The 24,725-nt window shown below is 73.9% G+C and carries 26 protein-coding genes; 12 read left to right on the top strand and 14 right to left on the bottom strand.

What is annotated here, in order from left to right; all coding sequences use genetic code 11:
* Nucleotides 1-68 precede the first annotated feature (68 nt).
* From UO65_RS27495 to UO65_RS27465, 7 genes are all read right to left on the bottom strand, one after another.
* Nucleotides 69-1,169, bottom strand: a complete 1,101-nt coding sequence (locus UO65_RS27495) for an EstA family serine hydrolase (protein ID WP_035288168.1) — start codon at nt 1,167-1,169, stop codon at nt 69-71.
* Nucleotides 1,166-2,305 carry an MAB_1171c family putative transporter gene (locus tag UO65_RS27490; protein ID WP_035288146.1) on the bottom strand — a complete coding sequence of 380 codons (1,140 nt, stop codon included), beginning with the start codon at nt 2,303-2,305 and terminating at the stop codon, nt 1,166-1,168. The genes UO65_RS27495 and UO65_RS27490 overlap by 4 nt, the downstream gene beginning before the upstream one ends.
* A gap of 3 nt (nt 2,306-2,308) precedes the next feature.
* A complete protein-coding gene (locus tag UO65_RS27485) occupies nt 2,309-2,815 on the bottom strand; it encodes a hypothetical protein (RefSeq protein ID WP_035288144.1) in 507 nt (168 codons plus the stop codon).
* 29 nt (nt 2,816-2,844) lie between these two features.
* Nucleotides 2,845-3,288 (bottom strand): helix-turn-helix domain-containing protein, encoded by a 444-nt coding sequence (locus tag UO65_RS27480; protein ID WP_035288142.1) that lies wholly within the window; start codon nt 3,286-3,288, stop codon nt 2,845-2,847.
* Nucleotides 3,289-3,457: 169 nt separating this feature from the next.
* Nucleotides 3,458-5,107: a serine/threonine-protein kinase gene (locus UO65_RS33765; RefSeq protein WP_052021861.1), complete on the bottom strand. Its 1,650-nt coding sequence runs from the start codon at nt 5,105-5,107 to the stop codon at nt 3,458-3,460.
* Between the two features lie 127 nt (nt 5,108-5,234).
* Entirely contained in the window at nt 5,235-5,597 is a 363-nt protein-coding gene (locus UO65_RS27470; protein WP_035288139.1) for a group I truncated hemoglobin, read from the bottom strand.
* A gap of 90 nt (nt 5,598-5,687) precedes the next feature.
* The gene (locus UO65_RS27465) at nt 5,688-6,152 is read right to left on the bottom strand and encodes an SRPBCC family protein (protein WP_035288137.1); all 465 of its coding nucleotides are present in this window, start codon (nt 6,150-6,152) and stop codon (nt 5,688-5,690) included.
* Nucleotides 6,153-6,285: 133 nt separating this feature from the next.
* Between UO65_RS27465 and UO65_RS27460 the strand changes: the two genes are divergently transcribed.
* Together UO65_RS27460 and UO65_RS33760 are read left to right on the top strand one after the other, a co-directional pair.
* Nucleotides 6,286-7,032: a GntR family transcriptional regulator gene (locus UO65_RS27460; protein WP_035288134.1), complete on the top strand. Its 747-nt coding sequence runs from the start codon at nt 6,286-6,288 to the stop codon at nt 7,030-7,032.
* Between the two features lie 102 nt (nt 7,033-7,134).
* Entirely contained in the window at nt 7,135-7,482 is a 348-nt protein-coding gene (locus tag UO65_RS33760) for a hypothetical protein (protein WP_052021859.1), read from the top strand.
* A 2-nt stretch (nt 7,483-7,484) separates the two neighbouring features.
* Here UO65_RS33760 and UO65_RS27450 read toward each other — a convergent pair whose 3' ends face one another.
* Nucleotides 7,485-8,051, bottom strand: coding sequence for a sigma-70 family RNA polymerase sigma factor (locus tag UO65_RS27450; RefSeq protein WP_035288128.1), 567 nt, complete (start codon nt 8,049-8,051; stop codon nt 7,485-7,487).
* Nucleotides 8,052-8,115: 64 nt separating this feature from the next.
* On the opposite strand from UO65_RS27450, the gene UO65_RS27445 reads away from it, so the two are divergent.
* Both UO65_RS27445 and UO65_RS27440 read left to right on the top strand, forming a co-directional pair.
* Nucleotides 8,116-8,853: a zf-HC2 domain-containing protein gene (locus tag UO65_RS27445; RefSeq protein WP_035288125.1), complete on the top strand. Its 738-nt coding sequence runs from the start codon at nt 8,116-8,118 to the stop codon at nt 8,851-8,853.
* A 66-nt stretch (nt 8,854-8,919) separates the two neighbouring features.
* Nucleotides 8,920-9,993 carry an acyl-CoA dehydrogenase family protein gene (locus UO65_RS27440; protein ID WP_063936021.1) on the top strand — a complete coding sequence of 358 codons (1,074 nt, stop codon included), beginning with the start codon at nt 8,920-8,922 and terminating at the stop codon, nt 9,991-9,993.
* Here UO65_RS27440 and UO65_RS27435 read toward each other — a convergent pair.
* Together UO65_RS27435 and UO65_RS27430 are read right to left on the bottom strand one after the other, a co-directional pair.
* Nucleotides 9,936-10,553 (bottom strand): cysteine hydrolase family protein, encoded by a 618-nt coding sequence (locus tag UO65_RS27435; protein ID WP_035288123.1) that lies wholly within the window; start codon nt 10,551-10,553, stop codon nt 9,936-9,938. The two genes, UO65_RS27440 and UO65_RS27435, sit on opposite strands and share 58 nt — an antisense overlap.
* A gap of 148 nt (nt 10,554-10,701) precedes the next feature.
* A complete protein-coding gene (locus UO65_RS27430; protein WP_035288120.1) occupies nt 10,702-11,232 on the bottom strand; it encodes a hypothetical protein in 531 nt (176 codons plus the stop codon).
* A 456-nt stretch (nt 11,233-11,688) separates the two neighbouring features.
* Between UO65_RS27430 and UO65_RS27425 the strand changes: the two genes are divergently transcribed.
* Complete coding sequence (locus tag UO65_RS27425; protein WP_052021856.1) at nt 11,689-12,867, top strand: S8 family peptidase; 1,179 nt, start codon at nt 11,689-11,691, stop codon at nt 12,865-12,867.
* 76 nt (nt 12,868-12,943) lie between these two features.
* Here the strand turns inward: UO65_RS27425 and UO65_RS27420 are convergent, their stop codons facing one another.
* Both UO65_RS27420 and UO65_RS27415 read right to left on the bottom strand, forming a co-directional pair.
* Complete coding sequence (locus UO65_RS27420) at nt 12,944-13,261, bottom strand: DUF3040 domain-containing protein (protein ID WP_110081135.1); 318 nt, start codon at nt 13,259-13,261, stop codon at nt 12,944-12,946.
* Nucleotides 13,262-13,555: 294 nt separating this feature from the next.
* Nucleotides 13,556-15,385 (bottom strand): hypothetical protein, encoded by a 1,830-nt coding sequence (locus UO65_RS27415; protein WP_035288115.1) that lies wholly within the window; start codon nt 15,383-15,385, stop codon nt 13,556-13,558.
* A gap of 136 nt (nt 15,386-15,521) precedes the next feature.
* Here UO65_RS27415 and UO65_RS27410 point away from each other — a divergent pair, with 136 nt between their 5' ends.
* Genes UO65_RS27410 through UO65_RS37030 form a run of 3 tightly spaced genes read left to right on the top strand, consistent with a single transcriptional unit; the run spans nt 15,522 to nt 17,256 of the window.
* Nucleotides 15,522-15,863, top strand: coding sequence for a cupredoxin domain-containing protein (locus UO65_RS27410; protein WP_035288113.1), 342 nt, complete (start codon nt 15,522-15,524; stop codon nt 15,861-15,863).
* Entirely contained in the window at nt 15,860-17,101 is a 1,242-nt protein-coding gene (locus tag UO65_RS27405) for a hypothetical protein (RefSeq protein ID WP_035288111.1), read from the top strand. The genes UO65_RS27410 and UO65_RS27405 overlap by 4 nt, the downstream gene beginning before the upstream one ends.
* The gene (locus tag UO65_RS37030) at nt 17,098-17,256 is read left to right on the top strand and encodes a hypothetical protein (RefSeq protein WP_161784525.1); all 159 of its coding nucleotides are present in this window, start codon (nt 17,098-17,100) and stop codon (nt 17,254-17,256) included. The genes UO65_RS27405 and UO65_RS37030 overlap by 4 nt, the downstream gene beginning before the upstream one ends.
* Here the strand turns inward: UO65_RS37030 and UO65_RS27400 are convergent.
* Nucleotides 17,220-18,452, bottom strand: a complete 1,233-nt coding sequence (locus tag UO65_RS27400) for an MFS transporter (protein ID WP_035288160.1) — start codon at nt 18,450-18,452, stop codon at nt 17,220-17,222. The genes UO65_RS37030 and UO65_RS27400 overlap by 37 nt on opposite strands.
* On the bottom strand, nt 18,452-18,937 hold the full coding sequence (locus UO65_RS27395) for a MarR family winged helix-turn-helix transcriptional regulator (protein ID WP_035288109.1): 486 nt from the start codon (nt 18,935-18,937) through the stop codon (nt 18,452-18,454). The genes UO65_RS27400 and UO65_RS27395 overlap by 1 nt, the downstream gene beginning before the upstream one ends.
* A gap of 192 nt (nt 18,938-19,129) precedes the next feature.
* Between UO65_RS27395 and UO65_RS27390 the strand changes: the two genes are divergently transcribed.
* From UO65_RS27390 to UO65_RS27375, 4 genes are all read left to right on the top strand, one after another.
* Nucleotides 19,130-20,086 (top strand): LCP family protein, encoded by a 957-nt coding sequence (locus tag UO65_RS27390; protein ID WP_084176312.1) that lies wholly within the window; start codon nt 19,130-19,132, stop codon nt 20,084-20,086.
* Between the two features lie 135 nt (nt 20,087-20,221).
* Nucleotides 20,222-21,253, top strand: a complete 1,032-nt coding sequence (locus tag UO65_RS27385; RefSeq protein ID WP_035288107.1) for an NAD(P)/FAD-dependent oxidoreductase — start codon at nt 20,222-20,224, stop codon at nt 21,251-21,253.
* A 201-nt stretch (nt 21,254-21,454) separates the two neighbouring features.
* Complete coding sequence (locus UO65_RS27380; RefSeq protein ID WP_035288155.1) at nt 21,455-22,342, top strand: alpha/beta hydrolase; 888 nt, start codon at nt 21,455-21,457, stop codon at nt 22,340-22,342.
* A gap of 80 nt (nt 22,343-22,422) precedes the next feature.
* Nucleotides 22,423-24,303, top strand: a complete 1,881-nt coding sequence (locus UO65_RS27375; protein ID WP_035288105.1) for an FAD/NAD(P)-binding protein — start codon at nt 22,423-22,425, stop codon at nt 24,301-24,303.
* The last annotated feature ends 422 nt before the right edge of the window (nt 24,304-24,725 follow it).

The raw sequence follows: 24,725 nt of genomic DNA, 5'->3' as shown, positions 1-24,725 counted from the left end.
CCGGCCGCCACCCGCACCGCCGCGCGGCACCCCGCCGCCGAGGTCCGCGGCGGCGGGGCGGGCGCCGGTCAGGTCGCCAGGGCCCGGTAGGCGGCCTCGACCAGGCTCAGGCCCCGGGGGTCGCGCAGGCCGGTCGTGGTCATCCGGTTCATGGCGTAGGTGACGACCAGGCGGGCGTCGGCGTCGACCACGGCGAGGGAACCGCCCCGGCCGCCCCAGAAGCAGGTGCGCGGGTTGGGGGAGATGGCCCACTGCGGGTCCGCGAGGGCGTAGCCGATGCCGAAGGTGATCGGCACGCCCAGGACCAGGTCGGTGCCGTGGGATTGCCTGCGGAACACCTGCCCGCGCCCCGCCTCGGACAGCAGCGCGGTGTCGGCACCGGCCAGGGTGGACAGGATCGTCGCCACCGAGCGGGCGTTGCCGAAACCGCCGACAGCGGGGACTTCGGCGCGCCGCCACTCGGGGGTCCAGGTGTCCTCGGGGTCCACCAGGCGGCGGACGGAGACCGGCGGGGGCGTGGCCTTCGGCGCGGCGGGCTGCGACGGCGGGATGCAGTCGGCCACCCGGTGGTCCTGGGAGGCGGGCAGGGACATGGCGAAGTCGGCGCCCGAGACCTCCGCGGCGAGGAAGTCCCCGACGGTCTGGCCGGTGACGCGGCGGATGACCTCGCCGACCAGGTGGCCCTGGGTGGTGACGTGGTAGCCCGAGGCGGTGCCCGGTTCCCAGCGGGGGGTCTGGCGGGCGAGCAGGGTGGTGGCCTTGTCCCAGTCGTAGAGGTCGGTCACGCGCAGGGGGGTGTCCCAGTCGGGCAGGCCCGCGGTGTGCGCCAAGAGGTGGCGAACCTCGACCCGGTCTTTGCCCTCGGCGGCGAACTCCGGCCAGTAGCGCGACACCGGCGCGTCCAGGTCGAGCTCGCCGCGGTCGGCCAGGACCAGGGCGCACAGGTTCGTCACCGTCTTGCTGGTCGACCAGACGCAGACGAGCGTGTCGCGCGCCCACGGCGTGGTCCGCGCCGCGTCGGTGTGACCGCCCCAGAGGTCCACGACCAGGTCCCCGTCGAGGTGGACGGCGGCGCAGGCGCCGACCTCGCCGTGGGCGGCGAACAGGTCGGCGAAGGCGTCGCGGACGCCCGCGAAGCGCTCGTGGCAGGTGCCGTGGATCGGGGTCATGGGCGCGGCTCCGGTGCGGGTGGGCGGGTGGCGGCGGTCAGCGGGGAATCGCGCGCTTCGGCGACCCGCAGGAGGAAGTCGAGTTCCTCCTCCGGACTGGCCCCGCCGAGGGAGCTGACGGTGCTGTGGCCCTCCCGCGCCCCGTGGCCCTGCCGCCGGGCCTCCAGCGCCGCGTCGAGCCACAGGGCCATGACGAAGGCGTCGCGGTCGGCGTCGGGCACGTCGAGGCCGTCGACCCGCTCGACCACGCGCTGCCCCACGTCGGCGGGGACGTGGTCGCGCAGGGCGAGGATGGCGTCGCGGACCTCGATCAGCACGCGGTAGAGGACCAGGGACATGGCCCGCGGGGAGACGAAGGTGCTCAGCCGCGAGTGCGGGCTGTCGGCGCGGACGTGCGGCAGGGCCGTCACCAGGGACAGCCACAGCGGGCGCAGCCGCCGGTGGGCGCGGTGGTCGTCGAGGAACCGGCGCACACCCGCGACCAGCGGCAACCCGGCCGCCACGGCGACCAGCAGGGCCTGCACGCCCATCAGGGGCGAGATGAGCGGCAGCAGGTCCGGGTCGCGGACGGCCGCGTAGACCAGGTGGACCACCCACAGCACGTCGCAACTGAGCATGCCGAGGGTGAACACGGCCAGACCCGTGCGCACCGACCGGTCCTCGGCCTCGGCCTGCCTGCGCCAGCACAGGTAGGCGCACAGCGTGTTGGCGACGAGCTTGAAGCCGAAGAAGAGCACCCAGTAGGCCATCGGCATCTGCGGCGTGGTGATGCCGGAGCGGGTGTGCGCGGGGGCGGTGGCGTCGAGCGCGAGCAGCACCGCCACGACCAGCGCGGTGGTCCCGACCAGCGGCCCCAGGTGCCGCGCGCGGCCGGTGGCGGCGAGGATGACGTGCAGGACGAACGCCCCCGCGGAGATCGAGAGCGCGTGCCGGACCAGGTCGATGGCGCGGCCGCTGGGGATGACCGCCATCAGCAGGTCCAGGACCGGCTGCCGGTAGATGGTCATGGTCAGCGCGATGGCGAAGCAGACCCCGGTGATGCCGCGCTGGCGCCGGTGGCGGACCGACCTCGGGACGCGCAGGAAGGCGACGAGCCACAGCACCGCGATGCCGAAGGGCTCCAACCAGGTGACCACGGCTCAGTCGTTCCGGAAGCCGAGCTGGGTTTCCAACCCGCCCAGCACGCCGGGCGACGGCGGGGCGGCCGGGCGGCGGCAGGTGCCCCTGAGCAGGGTGGCGATCATCTCCGCCTGGCGCTCCTCGTCCGATTCGCCGCAGTCGCGGGCGTAGACCCGCCGCACCGTCCCCGGGTCCAGGTGCGGGGCCAGCCTGAGCAGCCAGGCGCTGTCGGCGCCGGTCCCGCCGGTGCCGGTGTCGTGCACGATCATGTGGCCGAGTTCGTGCAGCACGATGTGCTCGCGGTGCAGGGCGCTGGTCTTGCCCTGGTAGCAGATGTAGTCGACCGCGGCGGTGCCGATCCACAGCCCGCACGGCGCGTCGGCGGGCAGGTCGACCGCCATCAGCCGGATCGGTCTGCCGCGCCGCTCGCCGAGGTGTTCGCACAGCTCGGTGAGGGTGAACGGCCGGTCGAGGCCGAGTTCACGCAGCCGCTTCCGGCACCACCTGCGCAGGCTCGCGCCCTTCATGCCGTCCTCCCCCGGACCCGTCCCCGTGCTCAGTCTGCCGGACCGGCTGCCCCCGGGTCCCCCCGCTCGACCGCTCGGATCTGCTCCACGACCTGCGCCAGCGAGCGCAGGCCGTCCTCGGACAGCCCCGCCATCCTGGTGGCCACCCGCTCGACGCCCGCCTGCCGCAGCGCGGCGATCAGCTCCAGCTCACCGTCGATGCGGTGGGTGACCTCGTCGTCGAGGAAGTAGGCGGCGGGCACCCCGAACAGCTCCGCCAGCAGGCCGACCGCCTGCAGGGTGGGGTTGGTGCTGCGGCCCGCCAGCAGGTTGGCCACGTAGGTGTGCGAGATCGCCTTCTCGCCGCGGCGCCGGTTGATCTCGTCGGCGATCTCGCGGGCGGAGTACCGGTGCCCGCCCGGGGCGGGGATCGCGGCCACCAGGTGGCGCAGCTTGCCCGCCAGGGAGTGGGCGGCAGGCTCGTGCTCGGCCATTCGGCGCTCCCGTCCGCTCGTCGTCGGCCTGTCAGAAGCATCGCACATGGCAACTTTAGTTGCCAGGGTCGTGCGGCGCTGTTAGTGTGCACTGAGGTTTACAGGGGTCACGCGGTGCTGGGGGTCCGCGTGACCACGGGGAATCGGTTCACCGCAGGCGCTGTCCGGTTCAGCGCGAACGCCACCACCGCAACCAGGCCGCCAGGGGCAGGCGCCGCCCAGGCGGCGCCGACTCACGCGGAACCGGAGCGGCCGGGGCGGCGGGTGGCGGGCGGCGCGGTCGCTCCACCGGGTCGGACGCCCGACGCGGCAGCGGGACGTCGACCAGCGCGGCGCGGTCGGTGTAGGCGGCCCAGCGGCGGGTGGCCTCCCGGGCGGTCGGCCGGTGCTCGGGGTGCTCGTGCAGGCAGGACGCGACCAGTTCCCACACCGAGCCCGCCATGCCGTCCGGGCGGGCCGGGCCGGGCGCGGCGGTCGGCGGTTGACCCACGAGCACCTCGTAGGCGGTGGCGCCCAGCGCGTACACGTCCGCCGCGGTGCCCGGCCGGTCGCCGCGGCGGACCTCCGGGGCGGCCACGTCCGGGGTGCGGACCAGGCCGGTGGCCAGCCCGAAGTCGCCCAGCAGCGCGGTGCGCGCCGATTCCGGGCCGGTGAGCAGCACGTTCTCCGGTTTGAGGTCCCCGTGCACCACCCCCGCGGCGTGCCCGGCGGCGAGGCCCGCGGCGGTCTGCGCGAGCAGCGCGGCGGCCTCCCCCAGCGGCAGCGGCCCCCGGTCGAGGACCCCGCGCAGGCTCCCCCCGTCGACCAGGTCCATGACGACACCGACCCGCCCCCGGTCGACCAGGACCTCGTGCACGCGCACCAGGTTCGGGTGGTCGAGGCCGGTGACGGCGGCGGTGGTGGAGCGGAACCGGTCCGGGTCGCGGCTCAACTCGGCGCGCAGCAACCGCACCGCCACCGCGGCGCCGTCGGCGCACCGCGTGCCCGCGTGCACGGTTCCGGTGGCGCCCCGGCCGATCGGTTCGCCGAGCAGGTAGCCGCCGAACACCCGGTCCGGTGTGGACACCGCGGTCGCGGCCGGGCGCACGGGTTCGACCAGGCCCGCGACGACGGCGGCGGTGAACGCGCGGACGGTGCGGGGCCGCCGGGCCGGGTCGGTGGCCAGGCCCGCCCGCAGCGCGGTCACCGCGGCGGCCGGGGCCAGACCGCGCGGGAAGTCGGGGGGTGCGCCGGTCGAGGTGGCCAGGTAGGGCGGGCGGCCGGTGAGCAGCGCCCAGAGCCGCGAGGCGCAGCCGAACACCTGCGCCGCCGCGGTCCACGCCCCGCCGTCAAGCACCTCTGGCGGGGTGTGCCCGCCGTCGAACCCGGCCAGCGACGCCAGCGCGGGCGGCACCGGCGTACCGAGCCGAACACCGCCCACGCCGTCCACATCGGACTTGAACAGCGCGGGCACCGGCCCGGCGATCCCCGCGTCGGCCAACGCGGCGAGCCCCGCGCCGTACACCCCGGCCGCCTCGGCCACCGCGGCGGCGGACACCGGCCCGGCGGCCCCCAGCGGGCGGCCCCGGCGCGGCAGCACCAGGCAGGGCCGCCCCTCGGCGTCGGCACCGTGGTCGAGCAGCGGCGCCACGAGGCGGCGGTCCACCGCGGCCAACCGCCGGGCCAACCCGGCGGCCTCGGCGCGCAGCACCCGCCGCGCCCCCGCGTCGAGGGCGGCGGTGACCACCAGGACGGTGACCGCCGCACCGGCCGCGGTGGTGCCGTCGACCTCGGCGACCGGCGTCCGGTCGGGCACCGGGCCGGTCAACAGCCTGTCCATCAAGCTCCCCCTGGGTGGCGCGCGGGCATGGCCACCCCAAACCTCGGAACCCGGGTCCCCTACCCCGGCGCCTGAGCGTACCCGAACCACTCCTCGCCGTGACGCCCGTCGCCACCCCCGGGGGGTGCTACGCCACCGAGGCGGACACGATCTCCGGCGCCAGCGGTGCCACGGCCCCGATGATGGCCTCCACCGCGCCCGCGGGCACCCCCGCGGCCAGCAGGGCGGCGGTGAGGTGCTTGGCCACCAGGTCGAAGTGCCGCTGCGCGATCCCCCGCCCGGCGTGCACCTCCCGCATCGACCGCCCCGAGTACACCTGCGGCCCCCCGAGCGCGGCGGCGAAGAACTCCACCTGCATCCCCTTGAGCCGCGGCATCGACACGCCCTCGAAGAACGCCACCAACTCCGGGTCGGCCAACACCCGGTCGTAGAAGTCGTCCACGACCGCGACCAGCGCGCCCTCGCCGCCGATGTCCTGGTAGATGCTCACGCGAACCTCCCGTTGTGGTGGGAGGCCAGAAAACCGGAGGCACATCACGGGAAAGTGAGGCGCGTGTGACAACCGCGAGTCGCGGGCTCCCTAGCGCCCCTCCACCGTCCGGGCCAGGATGCCCAGGGTGGCGCGCAGCCCGGCCTCCGGGATGATCGGGAAGTTGACCTTGCCCCGGTACCTCTCCTCGATCTGACTCCAGTCGTAGTAGGAGGTGACGGTCGTCCCGACCGCCGAGGGGGCCAACCGGTACCCGTACAGGTGCCTGATCGGCGGCTGGATCTGCCCGTCGATGGTCCACTCGATCTCGGTGTCGGGGGCGAACCGGGTGATGATGACGGTGACGTCGTACTTGCCCATGGGGTAGTCGTTGAGGGATTCGCGGTCCATGTGCACCACGAACCGGTCGCCCACGGCGGTGACCCGGTCCCCCACGGCGGACTGGAGCATGCCGGAACTGTCGATCGCCACGTGCCCGCGCGGGTCGGTCAGGACGGCGAAGACCTCGGCCGGGGACGCGGCGATCTCCCGGGACACCTCGAAGCGCTCAGTCATGCCCCCACCCTCGCAGGCCCCCCGCCGCGCCGCTGGCGGAGGTTGGGCGGGTGCGCGTCGCCGGTGAGGCGGGTGCCCGGCGCGGGTAATCTGCCTGCGGTACGGAACTGTTGATCAGCGAGGAGGACAGGCGATGCCCACGGGCAGGTTCGGCTACCGCGAGATCGCGGCCGAACTCCGCGACCGCATCGACTCCGGCGCGCTCGCGCCGAACGCGAAGGTCCCCGGTGAGAACGAGCTGATGGCGACCTACGGCGTGGAACAGCCCACGGCCCGCCGCGCCCTGGATGCGCTCAAGAACGAGGGGCTGATCATCGCCCGCCGGGGAGCCGGAACGTTCGTGCGCGAGTTCCGACCCATCCGTCGCGTGTCCCCGGACCGCCTCCAGGAAGCCGTCTGGTCGGGTGGGGAGTCCATCTGGACCGCCGACGACCCGGACCGCAGGCCGGATGTCCGGTCGATCGCCATCACTCGCGAGGCGCCGCCCGCCTCGGTGTCGGGTGCCCTCGGCTTGGCCGAGGGCGAGGAGGTGCTGGTCCGCAGGCGCACCTACGCGATCGAGGACCGCCCCGTCCAGCTGGCGACCTCGTACTACCCGGCCGCCCTGGTGGCGGGCTCGCCGATCGGCGAGGAGGACACCGGTCCCGGCGGCGCCTACGGCCGCCTCGCCGACTTGGGCCACAAGCCGATCAGGTTCCGCGAGGAGGTCCGCTGCCGGATGCCGCGCGCCGAGGAGGCTGACGCGCTCCACCTGGCCCAGGGCACGCCGGTCATCATGATCGTCCGGACCGCCTACACGGCGGAGGACCTGGCGGTGGAGGTCAATGAGATGGTGCTGGACTCCGCCTCCTACGTCTTGGAGTACCGCTTCACCTCGTAGCCAGAACCGCATTCGCGAAATCTGTACAGAACAACTTGCAGTGAGTGGGCATGGATGGTTCACTGCGCGTATCGAGTTCTGTACAGATTACAAGGAGTGGGTATGGACTTCGGTTACTTCCTCTACCGCATCGATCACCCCGAGCAGCGGATTCACGCCAACTGGACCCTGCTGGCCTTCGCCCCGGTCCCCCTCGACCCCACCGCCCTGACCGACTCGGCCACCACCACGGCCATCGAGGACATGACCACCTGGGCCGCCGCCCACCTGGCCGAGCACCACCGCGATTACGACCTGGTCAACATCTGCCTGGCCTCGGTCGACGAGAACGGTGATCCCGAGTACGTCCTGGCCGAGCGGTACCACGTCATGCTGGACGGGAGTCCACTTGAGACGGGGACCACGGTGGACCTGCGGCACCGGGCGGTGGTGGCCCTGGGTGCCGCGTGAGGTCAGGCCGAGCCGGTGTGGCGGGAGTGCTCGCCCTGCATGAGGTCGTCGCGGGCGCGGGCGACTCGGGAGCGGACGGTGCCGATGGGGCAGCCGCAGACGTCGGCGGCCTCGGCGTAGGAGAAGCCGAGGACCTGGGTGAGGACCAGGGCTTCGCGGCGTTCGGGGGTGAGGGCGTCGAGGAGGACCTGGACCTCGACCATGTCCTCGAAGCCGGAGGAGTTCTCGTGGTTGCGGGCCTGGCGCTGTTCCACCGCGGCCACCCAGTCCTCGGCGGCGGCGCGGCGGGGGCGGGACATGGCCGTGCGGACGCTGTCGACCACGACCCGGCGGGCGATGGACAGCAGCCAGGTGCGGGCGGTGGAGCGGGCCGCGAAGCGCGGGAGGCTGGGCAGGGCGCGCAGGTAGGTCTCCTGCGTCAGGTCGTCGGCGAGGTCGACGGTGGCGAGGTGGGCGGTGAACTGCCACACATCGCGCTGGGTGGCGCGGACGAACCGCTCCAGCGCCCGGCGGTCACCCCGGCCCGCGGCCAGCGCCCACGCGGTGATGTCGTCGTCCTCGGCTCGCACAGTCCCCGAGGGTAACCGACGCCGCAAGGGGAACTTTGTCCGCCGGTTGGGCGACAATACGGGTATGGACTGTGTGACGTGCCGTGAAGCGCTCTCGGCCCGGCTCGACGGCGAGGCCGAACCGGTCGCCGCCGAGCGGACCGACGAGCACCTCGACGGCTGCACCGCCTGCCTGCACTGGTGGGCCCGGGCGGGCGCGGGTGCCCGGCTGCTGCGGGTGCGGCCCGCCGCGCGGGTCCCGGACCTGACCGACCTGATCCTGGAGAACGCGCCGACCCCGGCCCGCACGCCGGGGCTGGTGCCGCGGTTCCTGCTGGGGCTCGTCGCCGTGGCGCAGCTCGGGTTGGGGCTGGCGCAGATCTTCGGCACCGACGCCGCCGCGCACGGCGGGCACCCCGACTCCTCGCTGGCGCTGCACCTGTTCAACGAGAGCACGGCGTGGAACCTGGCCCTGGGCATCGGCTTCTACTGGGTCGCCTGGCGGCCGCGCAACGCCATCGGGATGGTGCCGGTGCTGTCGGGGTTCGTGCTGGTGCTGCTCGGCTACTCCGCGCACGACCTGATCACCGGCTCCGCCCCGGTCCCCCGGGTGCTCGGCCACGGGCTGATCGTCGCCGGGCTGATCCTGCTGATCGCCATCCGCCGCGTCGAGCGCGACCCGGTCCCCGGCGACCTGGCCACCGACGACCGCGAGGACACCGTCCGCCTCCTCGACGACCCCGGCGAGCCCGACCGCGCCGAACCCGGCACCCCGCGCACCGGCCGCCACCTGCGCCCGGCGGGCAAGCACCGCGCCGCCTGAGCGGGCGACGGCGGCGGTGTGCCGGAACCGCGCCCACCCGTCAGCGAGTCAGGCTAGCCTAAGTTCATGGCTGACCTCGTGGAGCGCGCCCGGTGGATCGCCGAGACCGTGCTGTTCCCGGACGCCGACCGGGTGGACCGGACCGGGGTCGTCCCGGAGAGCCACTGGCGGGTCCTGGCGGCCGAGGGCTTCTACGGCGTGGCCGCCCGGCAGGACGTCGACCTGGGCGCGATGGGTGAGGCGCTGGAGGTGCTCGCGGGCGGGTGCCTGGCGACGACGTTCACCTGGGTGCAGCACCACGGCGTGGTCATGGGCCTTTCGCGATCGGACAACACCGGGCTGCGGGAGCGGTTCCTCGACGCGGCCGTGGCGGGCCGGGTCAGGGGCGGGGTGGCGTTCGCGGGCGCGCTCGCCGACCCGCCCCGGCTGCGCGCCGAACCCGTGGACGGCGGGTGGGCGTTCACCGGCGACGGGCCGTTCGTCAGCGGCTGGGGCACCGTCGACGTCCTGCAGGTCTCCGGTGTGCACGGGGACTCGGTCGTCAACGCCCTGGTCGACGCGAAGGCCGCGCCGGGCTTGACCGCGCGGCCGTTCGACCTGGTCGCCGCCCAGGCGACGAACACCGCCCGGTTGGTCTTCGACGGCCTGCGGGTCCCGGCCGACCGCGTGCTCTCGACGGTCGGCCTCCAGGACTTCCGCGCCACGCAGGCATTCGGCTCCCGCCTCAACGGCTGCCTCGCGCTCGGGATCGCGCGCCGCTGCGCCACCCTGCTCGACGACCTCGACCAGCCCACCGCCGCGGCGGCGATCCGCGACCGCGTCGACACCGTGCGGACCGACCTGGACGCGGGGCTCGGTGACGTCGACGCGCTGCTCGCCGCCCGGGCCGCGGGTTCCGCCCTGGCCTACCGGGCGGCGGGCGCGGTGGTCGTGGCCGAGGGCGGTCGCGGGGTCACCGCGGGCGGCCACGGCCAGCGGCTGGTGCGCGAGGCGGGTTTCACCCTGGTCGCGGCGAGCCGCGCGGCGGTCAAGGCGGCCCTGCTGGCCGATCTGACCGGCGCGCCCGACCGGGGTCACGGCGGTCAGGACAGGGCGGCGATGACCTCGGTGGAGGTGACCGGCAGCGAGAACATCGGGTAGTCGTGGGCGATCGCGTTGTCGTGCTCGGCCTGGGAGGTGGCGGCCAGGCAGTCGGTCAGCGTGATCACCCGGTAGCCGTTCTCGTAGCCGGTGCGCATGGTGGACTCCACGCAGCAGTTGGTGAGGAACCCGCCGAGGACGATGGTGGTGATCCCCTTGCTGCGCAGGATGAAGTCGAGGTTCGTGCTGGCGAAGGTGTCGAGGCCGCGCTTGCCCTCGACCACGATGTCGCCGGGCCGCGGGGCGAGGTCGTCCACGATCGCGGCGCCCCACCCGCCCTGGACGAACGCGCCGCCGTCGACCACGCCCTTGAGGATGCCGTACGGGTGGCGGGAGATCTCGTGGTAGCCGGGCGCGAACGAGATCGGGGCGTGCATGACGGTCGCCCCGGCGGCGCGGGCCGCCGCGACCAGGGCGACGGTGTTGGGCACCGTGCCGGTCTTGGCCATGACCTCGGCGACGGCGTCGTGCAGGACGCCGCCCTCGGTGGTGAAGTCGTTCTGGAACTCGATCAGGACGACGGCGGTGGTCGCCGGGTCGAGCGTGAGCGGTTCGGTCATCGCGGCACTCCTTCGGATGGCGTCCCGGCCATCCTGGACCGCCGCGGCGCGCATGACGATCACCCGGACAGGTCTGCGCGGAGGACCCGGGAACGGCGTCGGCCCCGGCCGGGGGAACCGGGCGGGGCCGACGTCGCAGCGGTGGGGGTCAGCAGGCGGCGACCATGTCGTCGGCGGTCTGGTTGACCTTGGCCTCGTCGGTGCCCTGGGCGGCGGCGACGAAGGCGCGGGCGGCGGTGCGGCACTTCTCGGCGGCCGCGGCGTCGCCCTCGGCCTTGCGCTGCGCGCTGCGTGCCTTGTCGGCGTCCTCCTTGGCCGAGGCCAGGTCGGCCTCGGCCTTCTTCCTGCCGTCCTGCGCGGAGGTCAGCGCCGAGGTCTGCTGCTGGTACTTGGTGTCGAGGTCGTCGCGGTCGCCCTTGGCGCCCAGCCACAGGAACACGAACACGGCCGCCGCGGCCAGCGCCACCGCGGTCGCCGCGCCCAGGCCGATGAGCGCACCCCGGCCGCGCTTGGCCCCCGGCGGCGGGGGCGGGTTCAGCGCGGGCTGACCACCGGTCATCGGGTACGCGCCGGGCTGCTGCACGGGCTGGCCGCCGGTGCCCGGGCCCCAGGTCGGGACGCCGCCGGGGTTGGGGTGGTGGCCGCCGCTGTGCGGGTCCTGGCCGTACGGCGTGGTCATCTGTCCAGTCCTCCCGGGGAACGTGCCCGAAGCCGGTCCGCACCGAGCATGGGCGCAGGCACCGACGGGTGAGCGGCGATTCCCGGCGACCACCCGATCGGACCAATCGGGACAAGTGTGCCGGGTGGCGCGAACCCCGCCCAACCCGGGTGGACCGCCGCTCGCGGGCCACGAGCCGGAAACACCGCGGCAAAGCAATTGCCCCGGGTGGGCGACGTTTTCACCAAAGGTGATGAAATGGTTTCCGAATATTGAACGGCTGCTACGTCCGGTTTCCGCGCACCACAGTTGCCAGTATTTCCCATTCCCAGTCATTGCCATATTCGCAGCGTGTTCTCGCAGGTGGGCGGCCGTCCCACTTCTGGCCGATGCCACGGCCGGGGGTGCGCGCTTAATGTCGTTCGCGGTGGCGAGTCCCTGCCCGCCGCCATTCCCTGCGAAGAACGGAAGACACGTATGCGCAAGTTCAGCCTGTTCGCCGGGCTCGGCGCGGCCACCGTCGCGCTGGGCCTCGTGGCCACCCCGGCCCAGGCGGCCGCCGAGGGCACCGTGCTGGCCGCGGACTCCGCGAGGGCGGTTCCCGGCAGCTACATCGTCACCCTCAAGGACACCGCGGGCCTCAGCGCCGCGAGCGCGGACTCGCTCACCAAGACCTTCGGCGGCACCGTGGACCGGGTGTACCGGTCGGCGCTGCACGGCTTCTCGGCGAAGCTGTCGGAGAAGCAGGCGAAGCGGCTGGCCGCGGACCCGTCGGTCGCCTCGGTCGAGGCCGACCAGGTCGTGCACGCCGACGCCACGCAGACCAACCCGCCGTGGGGCCTGGACCGCATCGACCAGCGCAACCTGCCGTTGGACGCGCGCTACACCTACGCCAGCACCGGCGCGGGGGTGAACGTCTACGTGATCGACACCGGTCTGCGGGTCAGCCACTCGCAGTTCGGCGGCCGGGCGCGCAACGGCTACGACTTCGTGTCGAACGACGCGATCGCCCAGGACGGCAACGGCCACGGCACGCACGTGGCTGGCACGATCGCCGGGTCGACCTACGGCGTGGCCAAGGGCGCCACGGTCATCGGCGTGCGGGTGCTGGACAACAACGGCTCCGGCACCACCGCGGGGGTCATCGCGGGCATCGACTGGGTGACGGCGAACGCGGTGAAGCCCGCGGCGGCCAACATGAGCCTGGGCGGCGGCGCGTCCACCACCCTCGACGCGGCGGTGCGCCGCTCGATCGCCTCGGGCGTGACCTACGGCGTGGCGGCGGGCAACAGCTCCACCTCGGCGGGCTCGACCTCACCCGCCCGGGTGACCGAGGCGATCACCGTGGGCGCCACCGAGCGCACCGACGCGCGGGCGAGCTACTCCAACTACGGTTCGGTCGTGGACATCTTCGCGCCGGGTTCGGGCATCCTGTCGTCCTGGAACACCAGCGACACCGCCACGAACACCATCAGCGGCACCTCGATGGCGACCCCGCACGTGGTCGGTGTGGTGGCGCGCTACCTGGCCACCAACCCCGGCGCCTCCCCGGCGACCGTGGCGTCCTACCTGACCTCGCAGGCCACCACGGGCAAGGTCACCAACCCCGGTTCGGGTTCGCCGAACCGCCTGCTGTACGCCGCGCCGACCCTCTGACCTCGGGCGGGTAGGCAGCAGTAAGGACAGCAGAACACGGTCCCCGGCGCTTCCCCGGCGCCGGGGGCCGTGCGCCCTACACCGGGGGCAACGCCCCCGGGAGTCCACCTTCGCGCGCTTCGGGCCCCGGGCTGGGTTCCGGCGCGTCGACCAGCAGGACGGCCGCGGCGGCGATCATGCCGCAGAACACGACCAGCGGCGCGGAGACGAGCAGGCCGACCACGGCGACGAGCACGGCGACCCCGGCGAGGGAGAGCCTGCCCGGTCCCGGCACGGCCCCGGCCGCGGGTTCGGCGCGGAACGCCGAGACCATGTCCGGGTCTTCCTGGTCGAGGCGCCGTTCGATCTCGGAGAGCACGCGCTGCTCGTGCCATGTCAGTCGGCTGGGGTCCATCACCACACCACCTTCGCGCCAGGCCGTTCGGTACCCATATGCCCAGCCGAGAACGGGATGAAACACGATGTCCTCCCGGGACCTCGCACAGCTCGGAACCGACGCGGCCCCGACCGCGAACGGCCGGGGCCTGGCTGGGACGTTACCCGTGTTCAACGGGAATCTGAACAGCCTCGGGCGTCGTTCGATTGGGCGAGTCGGCCTCGACCTCGAATCGGTGGCGGATCGGGTGGTCGCCGGGCGAGCGGGACGGCGAGCGGGACAGGGGCGGCGGGTCGGCGCGGCGGGGTTCGGTCAGGGCAGTGCGGAGACCTCGCGGCGCGCGGTCGGGGCGCCCGCGGCGGCCGCGGCGTAGAGCCAGGCGAAGAACGCCCACATGCCCGCGAAGATCGCGCCGACCAGCAGGTAGCCGATCGTCCAGAGCACCAGCGGGGTGTCGGTCTTGCGCTCGCGCTGCAGGAACGAGATCTCGGAGATGAAGTCGCGCGGCCCGGAGACCGCCGAGATCTCCGGCGCGTTCGCCGCCGGGTCGGCCGGGGCGTAGATCGGGGCCAGGGTCATGACCCGGTTGGCGGCGTGCAGGCGGATGCCGGACTTCCACTGGCCGAAGGCGGGCAGCGGCTCGGCGGTGCGGTAGACGCCGTCGGCGACCTCGACCAGCGGCGCGGTGTAGAAGTCGCCGCCCTGCCAGGCGAAGCCGTTGAGCCAAACCGCGTCGCCCGCCAGTTCCGGGTCGGAGATGGTCACCGTGGCGTTGACCCAGCGCGGGACGCCGCCGCCGTGCGGGTTGGAGATCTCCTGCCCCTGTGGGGACTCGCTGAGCGCGATGTCCGCGGACAGGCCCGGCGGCGGGTCGGCGGGGACGACGACGGCCGCCATCAGACCGGTGACCAGCAGCGCGCCGACCAGCCCGCCGAGGTGGCGGGTGCGGAACGGCTCGGCCGGGGTGGGCCGCTCGCGCAGCGCCGCGACGTCGGAGACCCGCCGGTGCTGCCAGGCGCCGACCAGGGCGCCGCCCACGCTCGCCAGCGCGCCGAACACCAGGAACAGCGGCAGGTGCGCGGCGGGCCACGGGTTCGGCATGAGCCACTGGCTGAACTGGTACTCCCCCAGCAGGCCGACGGTGCCCGAGGCCAGGCCCGCCACGACCGGGAACCGCCACCCGTGCCCGGCCCCGACCAGCAGCGCCACCACCTCGATGACCACGGCCTCGGCGACGTAGGGCAGCAGCGAGGCCACGTGCAGGCCGTCGACCGCGGGCAGGACTGCGAACAGCGCCCGGGTCAGCAGGAACACCGCGAGCACGAACAGCGTGCCGCCCGGTCCCCAGGACAGGCGGGCGAACACCAGCGTCCACGAGCCGATCAGGCCGACCAGGACCACCTGGGCGAGCATCGGGAACTGCGGCACGCCGAGGTCGAACTCCATCAGGAACGCCGAGGCGCCCATGGTCCAAGCGCCCGCGAGCACCGGGCCCTGGACGCGCACCGCGAGCCCGGTCGCGCCGACCTGGCGGGCTTCGGCGAGCAGGAGCTGGATGCCGATCACCACGCCGATGCCGCCGCCGATCATGAGCACGTGGGTCGGCCCCCACTCGGTGACGTCCTGCCCGAACAGCCGGTGCCACACGTCGTCGAGCGGGAAGCCCGCGACGCCGACCAGGCCGGTGCCCATCATCTGGATGCTGCCCATCGGGGCGCGCCAGTGCGGGCCGATCTTGAAGGTGCGGGCGGGCAGGTCGCCCTTGGCGAGCGCGGCGCTGAGCACGCCGCTGGCGAAGATGCCCATCAGCCCGAAGTAGATGGGGTAGTGCGAGGGGTTGGCCAGCGGCCCCTCGTCGCGGCCCAGCTCCATGTGGATCGGGACGTCCCAGTAGACGCCGATGAGCGCGGCGAGGCCGGAGAGCCCGGCCACCAGCATCGGCATCGCCGCCCACCGCGGCATCCCGCCGACCCGGCCCATCCAGTCCGCGACCCGGCCGATCACCGTGCGCTTGCCCGCCCGCTCGCGGATGACGAACACCGCCAGCGGCAGGAAGACCACCGCGAACATGAGTGCCGCGAGCACGATCTGGCCGAACTCGGCCCCGCCCGCGGGCGGGCTTCCCTCCTGCGCCAACAACACGGTGTCGCCTTCCTCGCCGAAGGGGGTGTGGACCGGGAGTAGCAGTTAATCAAAGTAACTGTTACTTTCGATCACACCTTAGGGCCGTCCCGATCGGGCGGCAAGACCCGGATTCCGGCGGAAAGGACGCGCGAGGATGCGCAACCCCCTGGTGGCGGCAGCCGTGCTCGCCCTGCTGGCGAGCTGTTCCACGGTGCCCTCGACCACCCCGACCGAGCAGGTCGCCCGGTTCACCGTCCGCGCGGGCGAACGGGTCGCCGGACCGGAGCGGGTCGACGCGCGCCCCGGTGACACCGTCCGCATCGAGGTCACCTCGGACGTGGACGACGAACTGCACGTGCACGGCTACGACAAGGCCACCGACCTCGTCGCCGGGCAGCCCGGCTCGGTCTCCTTCACCGCCGGCGCCACCGGCGTGTTCGAGGTGGAACTGCACCACAGCGGCGCGGCGGTGACCTCGCTGCGCGTCTCCGGGTGATCCTGGCGCACGGCCTCGGCGGCCGGTCCGACCTGCCGGTGCCGCTGTGGCTGGCGCTCAACGCGGGCGCGGCGGCGGTGCTGGTGTCGTTCCTGGCGCTGACCGCGCTGTGGACCCGGCCCCGGTTGCGCGGCGCCGAGGGCGGTCGGGCGGTGCGGCTGCCGGTGCCCCGGGTGGCGCTGAAGGTCGTGGGGGTGCTGCTGCTGGCCGGGTTCCTGGCGGTGGCGTGGGGCGGTCCGTCCGATGTGGAGCACAACCCGGCGCCCGCGTGGTTCTACGCCTGGTTCTGGGTCGGCCTGGTGCCGGTGTCGCTGCTGTTCGGTCCGGTGTGGCGGCTGGCGAACCCGCTGCGCACGCTCGCGGCCGGGCTGGGGCGGCTGGTGCCGCGCCGGGAGCTGCCCGCCGTGGGGCACTGGCCCGCCGTGGTGAGCCTGTTCGCGTTCCTGTGGCTGGAACTGGCTTCCGGGTTCTCCGACTCGGTGCGGGTCGTGGCGGTGTTCGTGACGGTGTACGCGGTCGTGCACGTGGTGGCGGGCGCGGTGTTCGGGCCGGGGTGGTTCGACCGGGGCGACGGGTTCGAGCTGTACTCGGTGCTGGTGGCCGCGCTGTCGCCGCTGGGTCGGCGCGCGGACGGCGCGCTGGTGCTGCGCAACCCGCTCGACGGCCTGATGACGCTCCAGGCCCGCAGCGGATTGACACCGTTCGTGTTGCTGGTGTTGGGTTCCACGGTCTTCGACGGGTTGACGCGGCTTCCGGTTTGGACGTCTGCGCAGGGGACATCCGTTCAGGAGCTTTTCGGGACGTCCGCCGCGGTGGGCACGGTCGGGCTGGTGGTGGCCGTCGCGGCGACGGCGCTGGCCTACGCGGGGGCGATCCGGCTGACCCGGCCGTACCTGCGCCGGTCGGTGGCGGCCTACGACGCGTTCGCGCACACGCTGGTGCCGATCATGGTCGGGTACACGGTGGCGCACTACTTCTCGTTCGCGGTGTTCGAGGGGCAGCGCGGGTGGACGGCCCTCTCCGGCGCCTCGGTGGACTACACGCTGCTGTCGGCGGGGCTGATCGCGGCGGTGCAGGTCGGCGGGATCGTGCTCGGGCACGTCCTGGCGGTCACCTCCGCGCACGACCGGTCGCTGCGCGACCTGCGGCCGGGGTACGAGCGGGTGGGCCAGTACCCGATGCTCGCGCTGATGGTCGGGTGCACCGCCGTCGGCATCGCGCTGGTCTCGGGGGTGTGACGGTGTACCGAGCCGAGGAACTGCCGGTGATCCTGATGCACCAGGGCGGCTGGGACGAGATCGCCGTCTTCCTCGGCCCGGTGCTGATCATCGCGCTGCTGGTCGTCGTCGCCCGCCGTCAGGCCCCGCCCCCGGAGGAGGAAGACGGCGAGTAGGCGTACCCGCGCAGCCCGGGGGTGAACGCGCCGACGGCGGCCACCACGGCCACGCACAGCACCCCGCCGCTGACCAGCGCGGCCGTCCCGGTGGTGGCGTGGGCGACCAGCCCGGCGCGCAGGTTGCCCACGTCCGGCCCGGCCTGCCCGACGACCAACTCGGCGGCGGCGACCCGGCCCAGCAGCTCGTCCGGGGTGTTGAGCTGCACGATCGCCCCGCGCGAGACCACCGACACGGTGTCGGCGGCACCCGCCGGCACCAGGGCGCCGAGCGCGGGCCACGGGTCCGCCGCGAACCCGAACAGCACCATCGCCAGCCCCCACGTCGTCGACCCGGCGAGCATGACCACGCCCTGGCGCGGCAGCCGGGTGAAGGTCCCGGAGAACACCGACGCGACCACCCCGCCGACCGCGATCGCGGACAGGAACAGCCCCAGCGTGCGCGGGTCGTCGCCGAAGCGCTCCGCGTTGAGCAGCGGGAACAGGCTGATCGGCATGGACAGCACCGTGGCGGCGAGGTCGGTGAGCAGCGCGCCGCGCACGGTCGCGTGCCCGGCCAGGAACCGCAGCCCGTCCAGCACCCCGCGCACCCCGGGCCGGGCGGGCTCGCCGCCGGGCGGCATGGCGGGCAGCCCGAAGGCGCCGAGGAAGGCGACCCCGAAGGTGGCCACGTCCACCAGGTAACAGCCGCCGACGCCGACCCAGCCCAGCAGCAGGCCGCCGAGGGCCGGGCCGAGCAGCATCGCGCCCTGGAACGAGATCCGTTGCAGCGCCAGCCCGGCGGCGAGTTGGTCAGCGGGCAGCAGTCGCGGCGCGAACGTCCTCGCGGCCGGTCCACCGCCCGCGACGAAGCACGACTGCACCGCCACGAGCACCAGCACGACGACCACCGGCACGTCCAGGAACGCCTGCACCGCGAGCAGCACCGAGCACACCGCCTGCCCGGTCAGGGTCACCAGGTGGAACTTGCGGCGGTCCACCCGGTCGACCAGCGCCCCGGCGAACATCCCCAGCGCGATCAGCGGGACCGCCTGCGCCAAGCCCACCGCGCCGGTCCACAGCGCCGACCCGGTGGCCTGCCACACCTGGTAGAGCACCGCGACGAGCGTCAACTGCGAGCCCAGCCCGGCGAACGTCCGGCCGATCCACAGCCCGCGGAACGACTTCGACGTGCGCAGCGGGCGGAGGTCGACCATCACCCCCACTCGGGGTCCTGCCGGAGCTTCTCGGCGATCCGGTCGTGGAAACCGCGCCGGGCCAACGCCGCCTCGATGTCGACCACGACCCGGCTCAGCGGGTAGGGGATCTCCGCCTCCAACTCGGCCACGGCGGCCTCGGTGGCCCGCCACTCCGCCGCGAGCGCGCCCACCTCCCGCCGCGCCCTGGCGGTCAGGGTGATCCTCTTGCTGCGCGCGTCGGCCCCGGTCGTGGTGCGCACGAGCCCGGCCGCGCGCATGGCCTTGACCTTCTGGCTCATGGCCGAGTGCGTGCGCTCGACGGACTCGGCGAGTTCGGTGATGGTCATCGGGCCGCGCGCGTGCAACCGGATCAGCTCCATCACGAAGCTCGGCTTGAGCCCGGCGACGCCCCGGTCGGCGTAGAGGCGGGCGATGTCGTCGTCCATGGCGGCCTGGAGCAGGCGCAGCGGCCGCCAGCGGCTGTGTTCGGTCGGATCTTGCACGCGGTAATCATAACAGCACTTGTATAAGTGCTGTTGGAATTTTGGCCCGCTCCGGGGGTGCTCACTCCGCGTGGCGATGGCGTTCGGGCGACCCGTCCGCCGAACGGGTGAGGCGCGATGCCGGTCACCGGCGTTTCACCTGATGAAGTCGTGTCTTGGCTTAGCCCGTGCGGGTGACGCACACTGACCCGCATGAGACTGCGCGCAGTGACCGTGTTCGTCCGGCTGCTGGTCGCCGTGGCGGCGGTGGCGGTCGTGGCGGGACTCGGCGTCGGCTGGGTGGTCAGCTCGGCGTTCACCGACGGCGTCGCCACCCTCCCCGGCGACACCCTCTCCGGCCTGGCCGACCGCCCCGCCGAGGAACCGGGCGACCCGCTGACGATCCTGCTCATCGGCAGCGACGAGCGCACGGGCGAGGACGCGGGGTCCGGCGTCACCGGTCAGCGCGCCGACACGATCATGGTCCTGCGCGTCGCGGCCGACGACAGCCGCATCGACGTGGTCTCCATCCCGCGCGACTCCTGGGTTCCGCTGCCCGGCCACGGCGAGGCCAAGGCCAACGCCTCCCTGGCCTACGGCGGGGTGCCGATGACGGCCGGGTTGGTCGAGGGCCTGACCGGCTGGCGCCTCGACCACGTGGTGCTGGTCGACTTCACCGCGGTCCGCGAGATCACCACCCACCTGGGCGGGGTGACCGTGCAGAACCCGTTCGAGACCACCGACCCCCGCACCGGCACCACCTTCGCCCAGGGGCAGATCACCGTCGCGGGCGACGACGCGCTGACCTGGGTCCGGCAGCGCCAGGGCCTCGACCGCGGCGACCTCGACCGCATCGACCGCCAACAGCAACTCCTCCAGGCCGTCGTCGACGAGTTGCTGACCCCGGACACCCTCGCCGACCCGGCCAGGCTCCGCCTCGTCCTGACCGCCCTCGGCTCCCACGTCGCGCTGGACGCCGACCTGACCGGCCCCGAACTCCCCCGGGTCGCCGGGCGGGTCGCCGCCGTCCCCGACGACCAGCGCCACTTCCACACCGCCAAGACCGACGGCTCGGCCCGCTCGGCGGACGGACAGGAGTACCTGGTCCTCGACAAGCAGGACCTGCTGGCCCTCTGCGCCGACATCACCGCGGGCAAGGACCCGGCCTAGGACCACGGCCACGGCGGCGCTACCCGTGATCGACAGCTCCAGTGCTTGCCATTTGAGCAAAGATTGTTGCCGCTTGGGCCAGATCGGCGCAGTGTTGTCAGCACACCGCTGACGGACTGGACCGAGGAGCCACCGATGCAGATCGAGAACAACAGCTACGAGGCCGTGGTCGTGGGTGGCGGCGCGGCCGGTTTGTCGGCGGCGCTGGTGCTGGGGCGCGCGCGCCGCTCCGTCCTGGTGATCGACGCGGGCGAGCCGCGCAACGCCCCCGCCGGTCACATGCACGGCTACCCCTCGCGCGACGGGATGCCGCCCGCCGAGTTCCTTGCGGTGGTGCGCGGGGAGGTGTCGGCCTACGGCGTGCACACCGCCTCCGACGAGGTGACCGGAGTCGCCCCGGACGGCGGGGGCGGGTTCGACCTGACCCTCGCCACCGGGGGGCGGGTCCACGCGCGGCGGCTGGTCGTCGCCACCGGTCTGGTCGACGAGCTGCCCGGTGTCCCCGGGGTCGCCGAGCGGTGGGGCAAGGACGTGCTGCACTGCCCGTACTGCCACGGGTGGGAGGTGCGCGACCAGCCGATCGGCGTCCTCTACCCGAAGGCGGGTGGGGTGCACCAGGCGCTGCTGTTCCACCAGCTCTCGAAGGACGTCACCGTGTTCCTCGACGGTGTGGACGTGAACGCGGTGCCCGACGCGGAGTGGCAGTTGCTCCGGGCGGCGGGCATCTGCGTCGTGCGCGGGGAAATCGAGAAGCTGGAGGTCGCCGAGGACCGGCTGACCGGGGTGCGGCTCACCGACGGGAACTTCTTCCCCCGGTCCACCTTCGTCGTGCCGCCCCGCATGGTCCCCCGCGACACCCTGCTGTCCTCGCTCGGCGCGAAGCAGGCCGAGACCCCGTTCGGCCGGTTCGTCGAGGTCGACGCCACGGGGATGACCAGCGTGCCGGGCGTGTGGGCGGCGGGCAACATCACCGGCCCGGCCGAGCAGGTGGTGAACGCGGCGAGCGCCGGGTACCGGGTCGGGGTCGCCGTCAACACCCAACTGGTCTTCGCCGACGCGGAGCGCCGGGCCGAGCGGCAGCGCACCGAGGTGTTCACGCCGGAGAACGAGCGGGCAGTGGCCCGCTCCCGCGCGGGCGGCATGACCGAGGAGCGGTGGGCGGGCTGACCGGAGGCGGTCAGCGGCATCCTGCCGTCCTCGCCGGACCGCGCGCCCCGCGGCTGCTGGGCCGGTCGGCCGACTGACCCGGCCGCCGACCGCAGGAGCGGTGAAGCGCCCGTCCCGGGTCCGCGATCCACCCGGACAGGGGTGGGCGGGCGGCGGGAGAGGAAGATCATCCGCCGTCGGACTCGGACTGGGATGTGGTGGATGCGCGAGATCGAGATGGCTGTGGACCTGCCGGGCGGCGGCGGGGTGACCGGCACGCTGGTGCTGCCGGACGGGGACGGCCCGCACCCGGCCGTGCTGCTGCTGTGGGCCGGGCGGGTCGACCGGGACGGGAACCGGCGGGCGGGGGCGCTGGGGTTGGGGCCCGCGGTGGCCGGGGGGCTGGCCGCGCGCGGGATCGCCTCCTACCGCTACGACCGCACCGGGACCACGGACGCGCGGTGGCGCGCGATGGGGTTCTACGACCACCGCGAGGTCGCGTCCGCCGCGCTGGCGTCGCTGGCGGCGCGGCCCGAGGTGCGCGGCGTGGGGCTCCTCGGGCACAGCGAGGGGGCGCTGCACGCGCTCGGCCTGGCCGCGCGGACCGAGGTCGACGCGCTGGTGCTGCTGTCGTGCCCGGCGCGCAGCGGCAAGCGGGTGTTCCTCGACAGCGCGCGGCACTGGACCCCGGCCGACCTGCCCCGGCGCAGTCGGCTGCTGCTGCGGGTGCTGCGGCGCACCGCGCAGGAGCAGATCACCCGGGAGGTCGCGCACGCCGAGGCGGGCGACCCCAGGGTGGACCGGCTGCTGCGCGAGTTCGTGCACCACGACCCGTGCGCCGACCTGGCCGCGGTGCGGGTGCCGGTGCTCGCGCTGACCGGGGAGAAGGACATCACCGTCGACCCGGACGACCTGGCGGTGATCGCGGACCTGGTGGCGGGGGAGGTGTCCGTGCGGCGCGTGCCGGACCTCACCCACCTGCTGCGGCTCGACCCCGGGGTCCCGTCGCGGGAGGACTTCCGCAGGCAGCTCGCCGAACCGGTCGACCCGGGGGTGGTGGCCGAGGTGACCGGGTGGCTGGCCCAGCGGCTGGTCGAACGGGTGCGCTGAGGACGTCCCACTGGGTGGACGGCCCCTCGCCCGCCGGACCGGAAACCTACTGTCGGTGGGGACCGGATCGGAGGGGCGCGGTGGCAGCAGACGACCGGGTGTCCGTCGCGGTGGTGGGCGCGGGGCCGAGCGGGGTCGGGCTGGTCGAGCGGATCGCGGCGAACGCGCCGGAACTGTTCACCGGGCACCTGACCGTGCACCTGATCGACCCGCACCCGCCCGGCGCGGGCCGGGTGTGGCGCTACGAGCAGTCCCCGCTGCTGTGGATGAACTCCATGCCCGAGGACGTCACCATGTTCCTCGACGGGTCGGTGCGCTGCGCGGGCCCGGTGCGCCCGGGCCCGACCCTGGCCGAGTGGGCGGCGGGCATCCGCGCGGCGGGCGGGGAGGGCGTCCCGGAGGACCTGCGCGCGGAGTTCGCCGAGGCCGCCCCGACCCGCTTCCCCACCCGCCGGTTGCAGAGCGCCTACCTGGACTGGTTCTTCCGCGGCGTGCTCGCCGACCTGCCGCCCTCGGTGGAGGTGGTGGTGCACGAGGACACCGCGGTCGACGTCACCGGCGACCCGGGCGGTCCGCAGTCGGTGCGGCTGGCCGAGCGGGCCGAGCCGCTGGTGGTGGACATGGTGGTGCTGGCCATCGGGCACCTGGACGTGGACCCGAGCCCGGCGCAGCAGGCGCTGGCCGAGTACGCCCGCGAGCACGACCTGCGCTACGTCCCGCCCGCCTACACCTCCGACATCGACCTGTCGGCGCTGCAACCCGGCGAGGACGTGCTGGTGCGCGGCTTCGGCCTGGCCTTCGTCGACCTGATGGTGCTGCTCACCGAGGGCCGCGGCGGCCGCTACGAGACCGAGGGCGGCACGCTGGTCTACCACCCGTCGGGCAAGGAACCCCACCTGCACATCGGTTCCCGGCGCGGCGTGCCCTACCGCGCGAAGCCGGAGTACCGGTTGCGGGCGCCGTTCGCCGCCCTCCCCCGCTTCTTCGACAACGCGGCGATCGCGGAGCTGACCGCGCGGCCGGAGCCGCTGGACTTCCGCCGGGACCTGTGGCCGCTGATGGCCAAGGACATCGGCTGGGCCTACTACACAGAACTGTTCACCGCCCACCCCGAGCGAACCCGGCTGCCGTTCCCCGACTTCGAGGCGGCCTACGCGGCGGCGGAGTGGAACAGCCCCGAACTGCGCGCCCTGGTCGAGGCGGCGGTGCCCGCCCCGGAGGACCGGTTCGACCCCGACGGGCTCGACAAACCGCTGGCGGGCCTGACCTTCCCGGATCGGGGGGCGTTCACCGAGCACCTGCACTCCCACATCACCACCGACCTCGCCCGGCGCGCGAACCCGGGGTTCAGCGCCGACATGGGCGCGTTCCTGGGCCTGCTGGTCAGCTTCGGACAACTGTCAAGGGTGGTGGCATCGGGCAGGCTGACACCGGACGCGCAGATCGACGACGTGGACGGCTGGTGGTTCGGCTTCTTCAGCTACTTCGCCAGCGGACCACCCGGACCCCGGCTGCGGCAACTGCTGGCGCTCTCCCGCGCGGGCGTGGTCTCGTTCGTCGGACCGGACATGTGGGTGCGCCCGGAGGGCGGCCGCTTCGTCGCGGGCAGCCCGGCCGTCCCGGGACGGCAGGTGGGCACGGCCCTGGTGGAGGCACGCCTCCCCGCCCCGAGCGTGCGCCGGGCCACCGACCCGCTGATCGCCGCCCTGCGCGACCGGGGCGAACTGGTGGAGGAAGTACTGACCGGTGGTCGCTCCACCGGCCGGATCACCATCCGCTCGGTCGGCGACCTGGTCGACGCCACCGGAACGACCAACCCCAGGCGCATCGCCATGGGCCCGCACACCAGCATCCGAGCGGCAGGCGCCTTCTCCCGCCCCCACACCAACGCCCCCGGCTTCCGCCGCACCGACGCGGTCGCCCGAGCGGTCCTGCAACGCCTCAACCCGACAACCCCGTAGAACCCGCCGCCACACCCCACCGCCGCAACGACGACCAGCCAGCCAGCCAGCCACCCAAGAACCAGCGGCCCGGCTACGCGAATGCCCGGGTGGGCGGATGCACTTGCCCAGCCGCCCACCCCGCCAACCGCCGGCCCGGCCACCAGCCACCCCGGAACCACACCGGCGCAGCAGCCCAGCCGACCACCCCGAAACCGCCGCCCCGGCAAGCGACTGCCCGGGTGGGCGGATGCCCTGAACGCAGGCCGACCACCCCGAAACCGCCGCCCCGGCGAGCGAACTGCCCGGGTGGGTGGAGGTACTTGCCCAGCCGACCACCCCCGAAACCGGCGGCCCCGCGAGCCGACTGCCCGGGTGCGTGGATGCGCTTGGCCAGCCGACCACCCCGAAAACCGGCGGCCTGGCGAGCCAACTGCCCGAGT

It is taken from the genome of Actinokineospora spheciospongiae (assembly GCF_000564855.1).
GTDB lineage: Bacteria > Actinomycetota > Actinomycetes > Mycobacteriales > Pseudonocardiaceae > Actinokineospora > Actinokineospora spheciospongiae.
This window is presented reverse-complemented; position numbering and strand designations above follow the sequence as displayed.

Bases quoted from the DNA above. Each gene is read 5' to 3' on its own strand.
- UO65_RS27495 (WP_035288168.1), bottom strand. From the start codon at position 1,169: ATGACCCCGATCCACGGCACCTGCCACGAGCGCTTCGCGGGCGTCCGC.
- UO65_RS27485 (WP_035288144.1), bottom strand. From the start codon at position 2,815: ATGAAGGGCGCGAGCCTGCGCAGGTGGTGCCGGAAGCGGCTGCGTGAA.
- UO65_RS27480 (WP_035288142.1), bottom strand. From the start codon at position 3,288: ATGGCCGAGCACGAGCCTGCCGCCCACTCCCTGGCGGGCAAGCTGCGC.
- UO65_RS33765 (WP_052021861.1), bottom strand. From the start codon at position 5,107: ATGGACAGGCTGTTGACCGGCCCGGTGCCCGACCGGACGCCGGTCGCC.
- UO65_RS27465 (WP_035288137.1), bottom strand. From the start codon at position 6,152: ATGACTGAGCGCTTCGAGGTGTCCCGGGAGATCGCCGCGTCCCCGGCC.
- UO65_RS27460 (WP_035288134.1), top strand. From the start codon at position 6,286: ATGCCCACGGGCAGGTTCGGCTACCGCGAGATCGCGGCCGAACTCCGC.
- UO65_RS33760 (WP_052021859.1), top strand. From the start codon at position 7,135: ATGGACTTCGGTTACTTCCTCTACCGCATCGATCACCCCGAGCAGCGG.
- UO65_RS27445 (WP_035288125.1), top strand. From the start codon at position 8,116: ATGGACTGTGTGACGTGCCGTGAAGCGCTCTCGGCCCGGCTCGACGGC.
- UO65_RS27440 (WP_063936021.1), top strand. From the start codon at position 8,920: ATGGCTGACCTCGTGGAGCGCGCCCGGTGGATCGCCGAGACCGTGCTG.
- UO65_RS27435 (WP_035288123.1), bottom strand. From the start codon at position 10,553: ATGACCGAACCGCTCACGCTCGACCCGGCGACCACCGCCGTCGTCCTG.
- UO65_RS27430 (WP_035288120.1), bottom strand. From the start codon at position 11,232: ATGACCACGCCGTACGGCCAGGACCCGCACAGCGGCGGCCACCACCCC.
- UO65_RS27425 (WP_052021856.1), top strand. From the start codon at position 11,689: ATGCGCAAGTTCAGCCTGTTCGCCGGGCTCGGCGCGGCCACCGTCGCG.
- UO65_RS27420 (WP_110081135.1), bottom strand. From the start codon at position 13,261: ATGGACCCCAGCCGACTGACATGGCACGAGCAGCGCGTGCTCTCCGAG.
- UO65_RS27410 (WP_035288113.1), top strand. From the start codon at position 15,522: ATGCGCAACCCCCTGGTGGCGGCAGCCGTGCTCGCCCTGCTGGCGAGC.
- UO65_RS27400 (WP_035288160.1), bottom strand. From the start codon at position 18,452: ATGGTCGACCTCCGCCCGCTGCGCACGTCGAAGTCGTTCCGCGGGCTG.
- UO65_RS27390 (WP_084176312.1), top strand. From the start codon at position 19,130: ATGAGACTGCGCGCAGTGACCGTGTTCGTCCGGCTGCTGGTCGCCGTG.
- UO65_RS27385 (WP_035288107.1), top strand. From the start codon at position 20,222: ATGCAGATCGAGAACAACAGCTACGAGGCCGTGGTCGTGGGTGGCGGC.
- UO65_RS27380 (WP_035288155.1), top strand. From the start codon at position 21,455: ATGCGCGAGATCGAGATGGCTGTGGACCTGCCGGGCGGCGGCGGGGTG.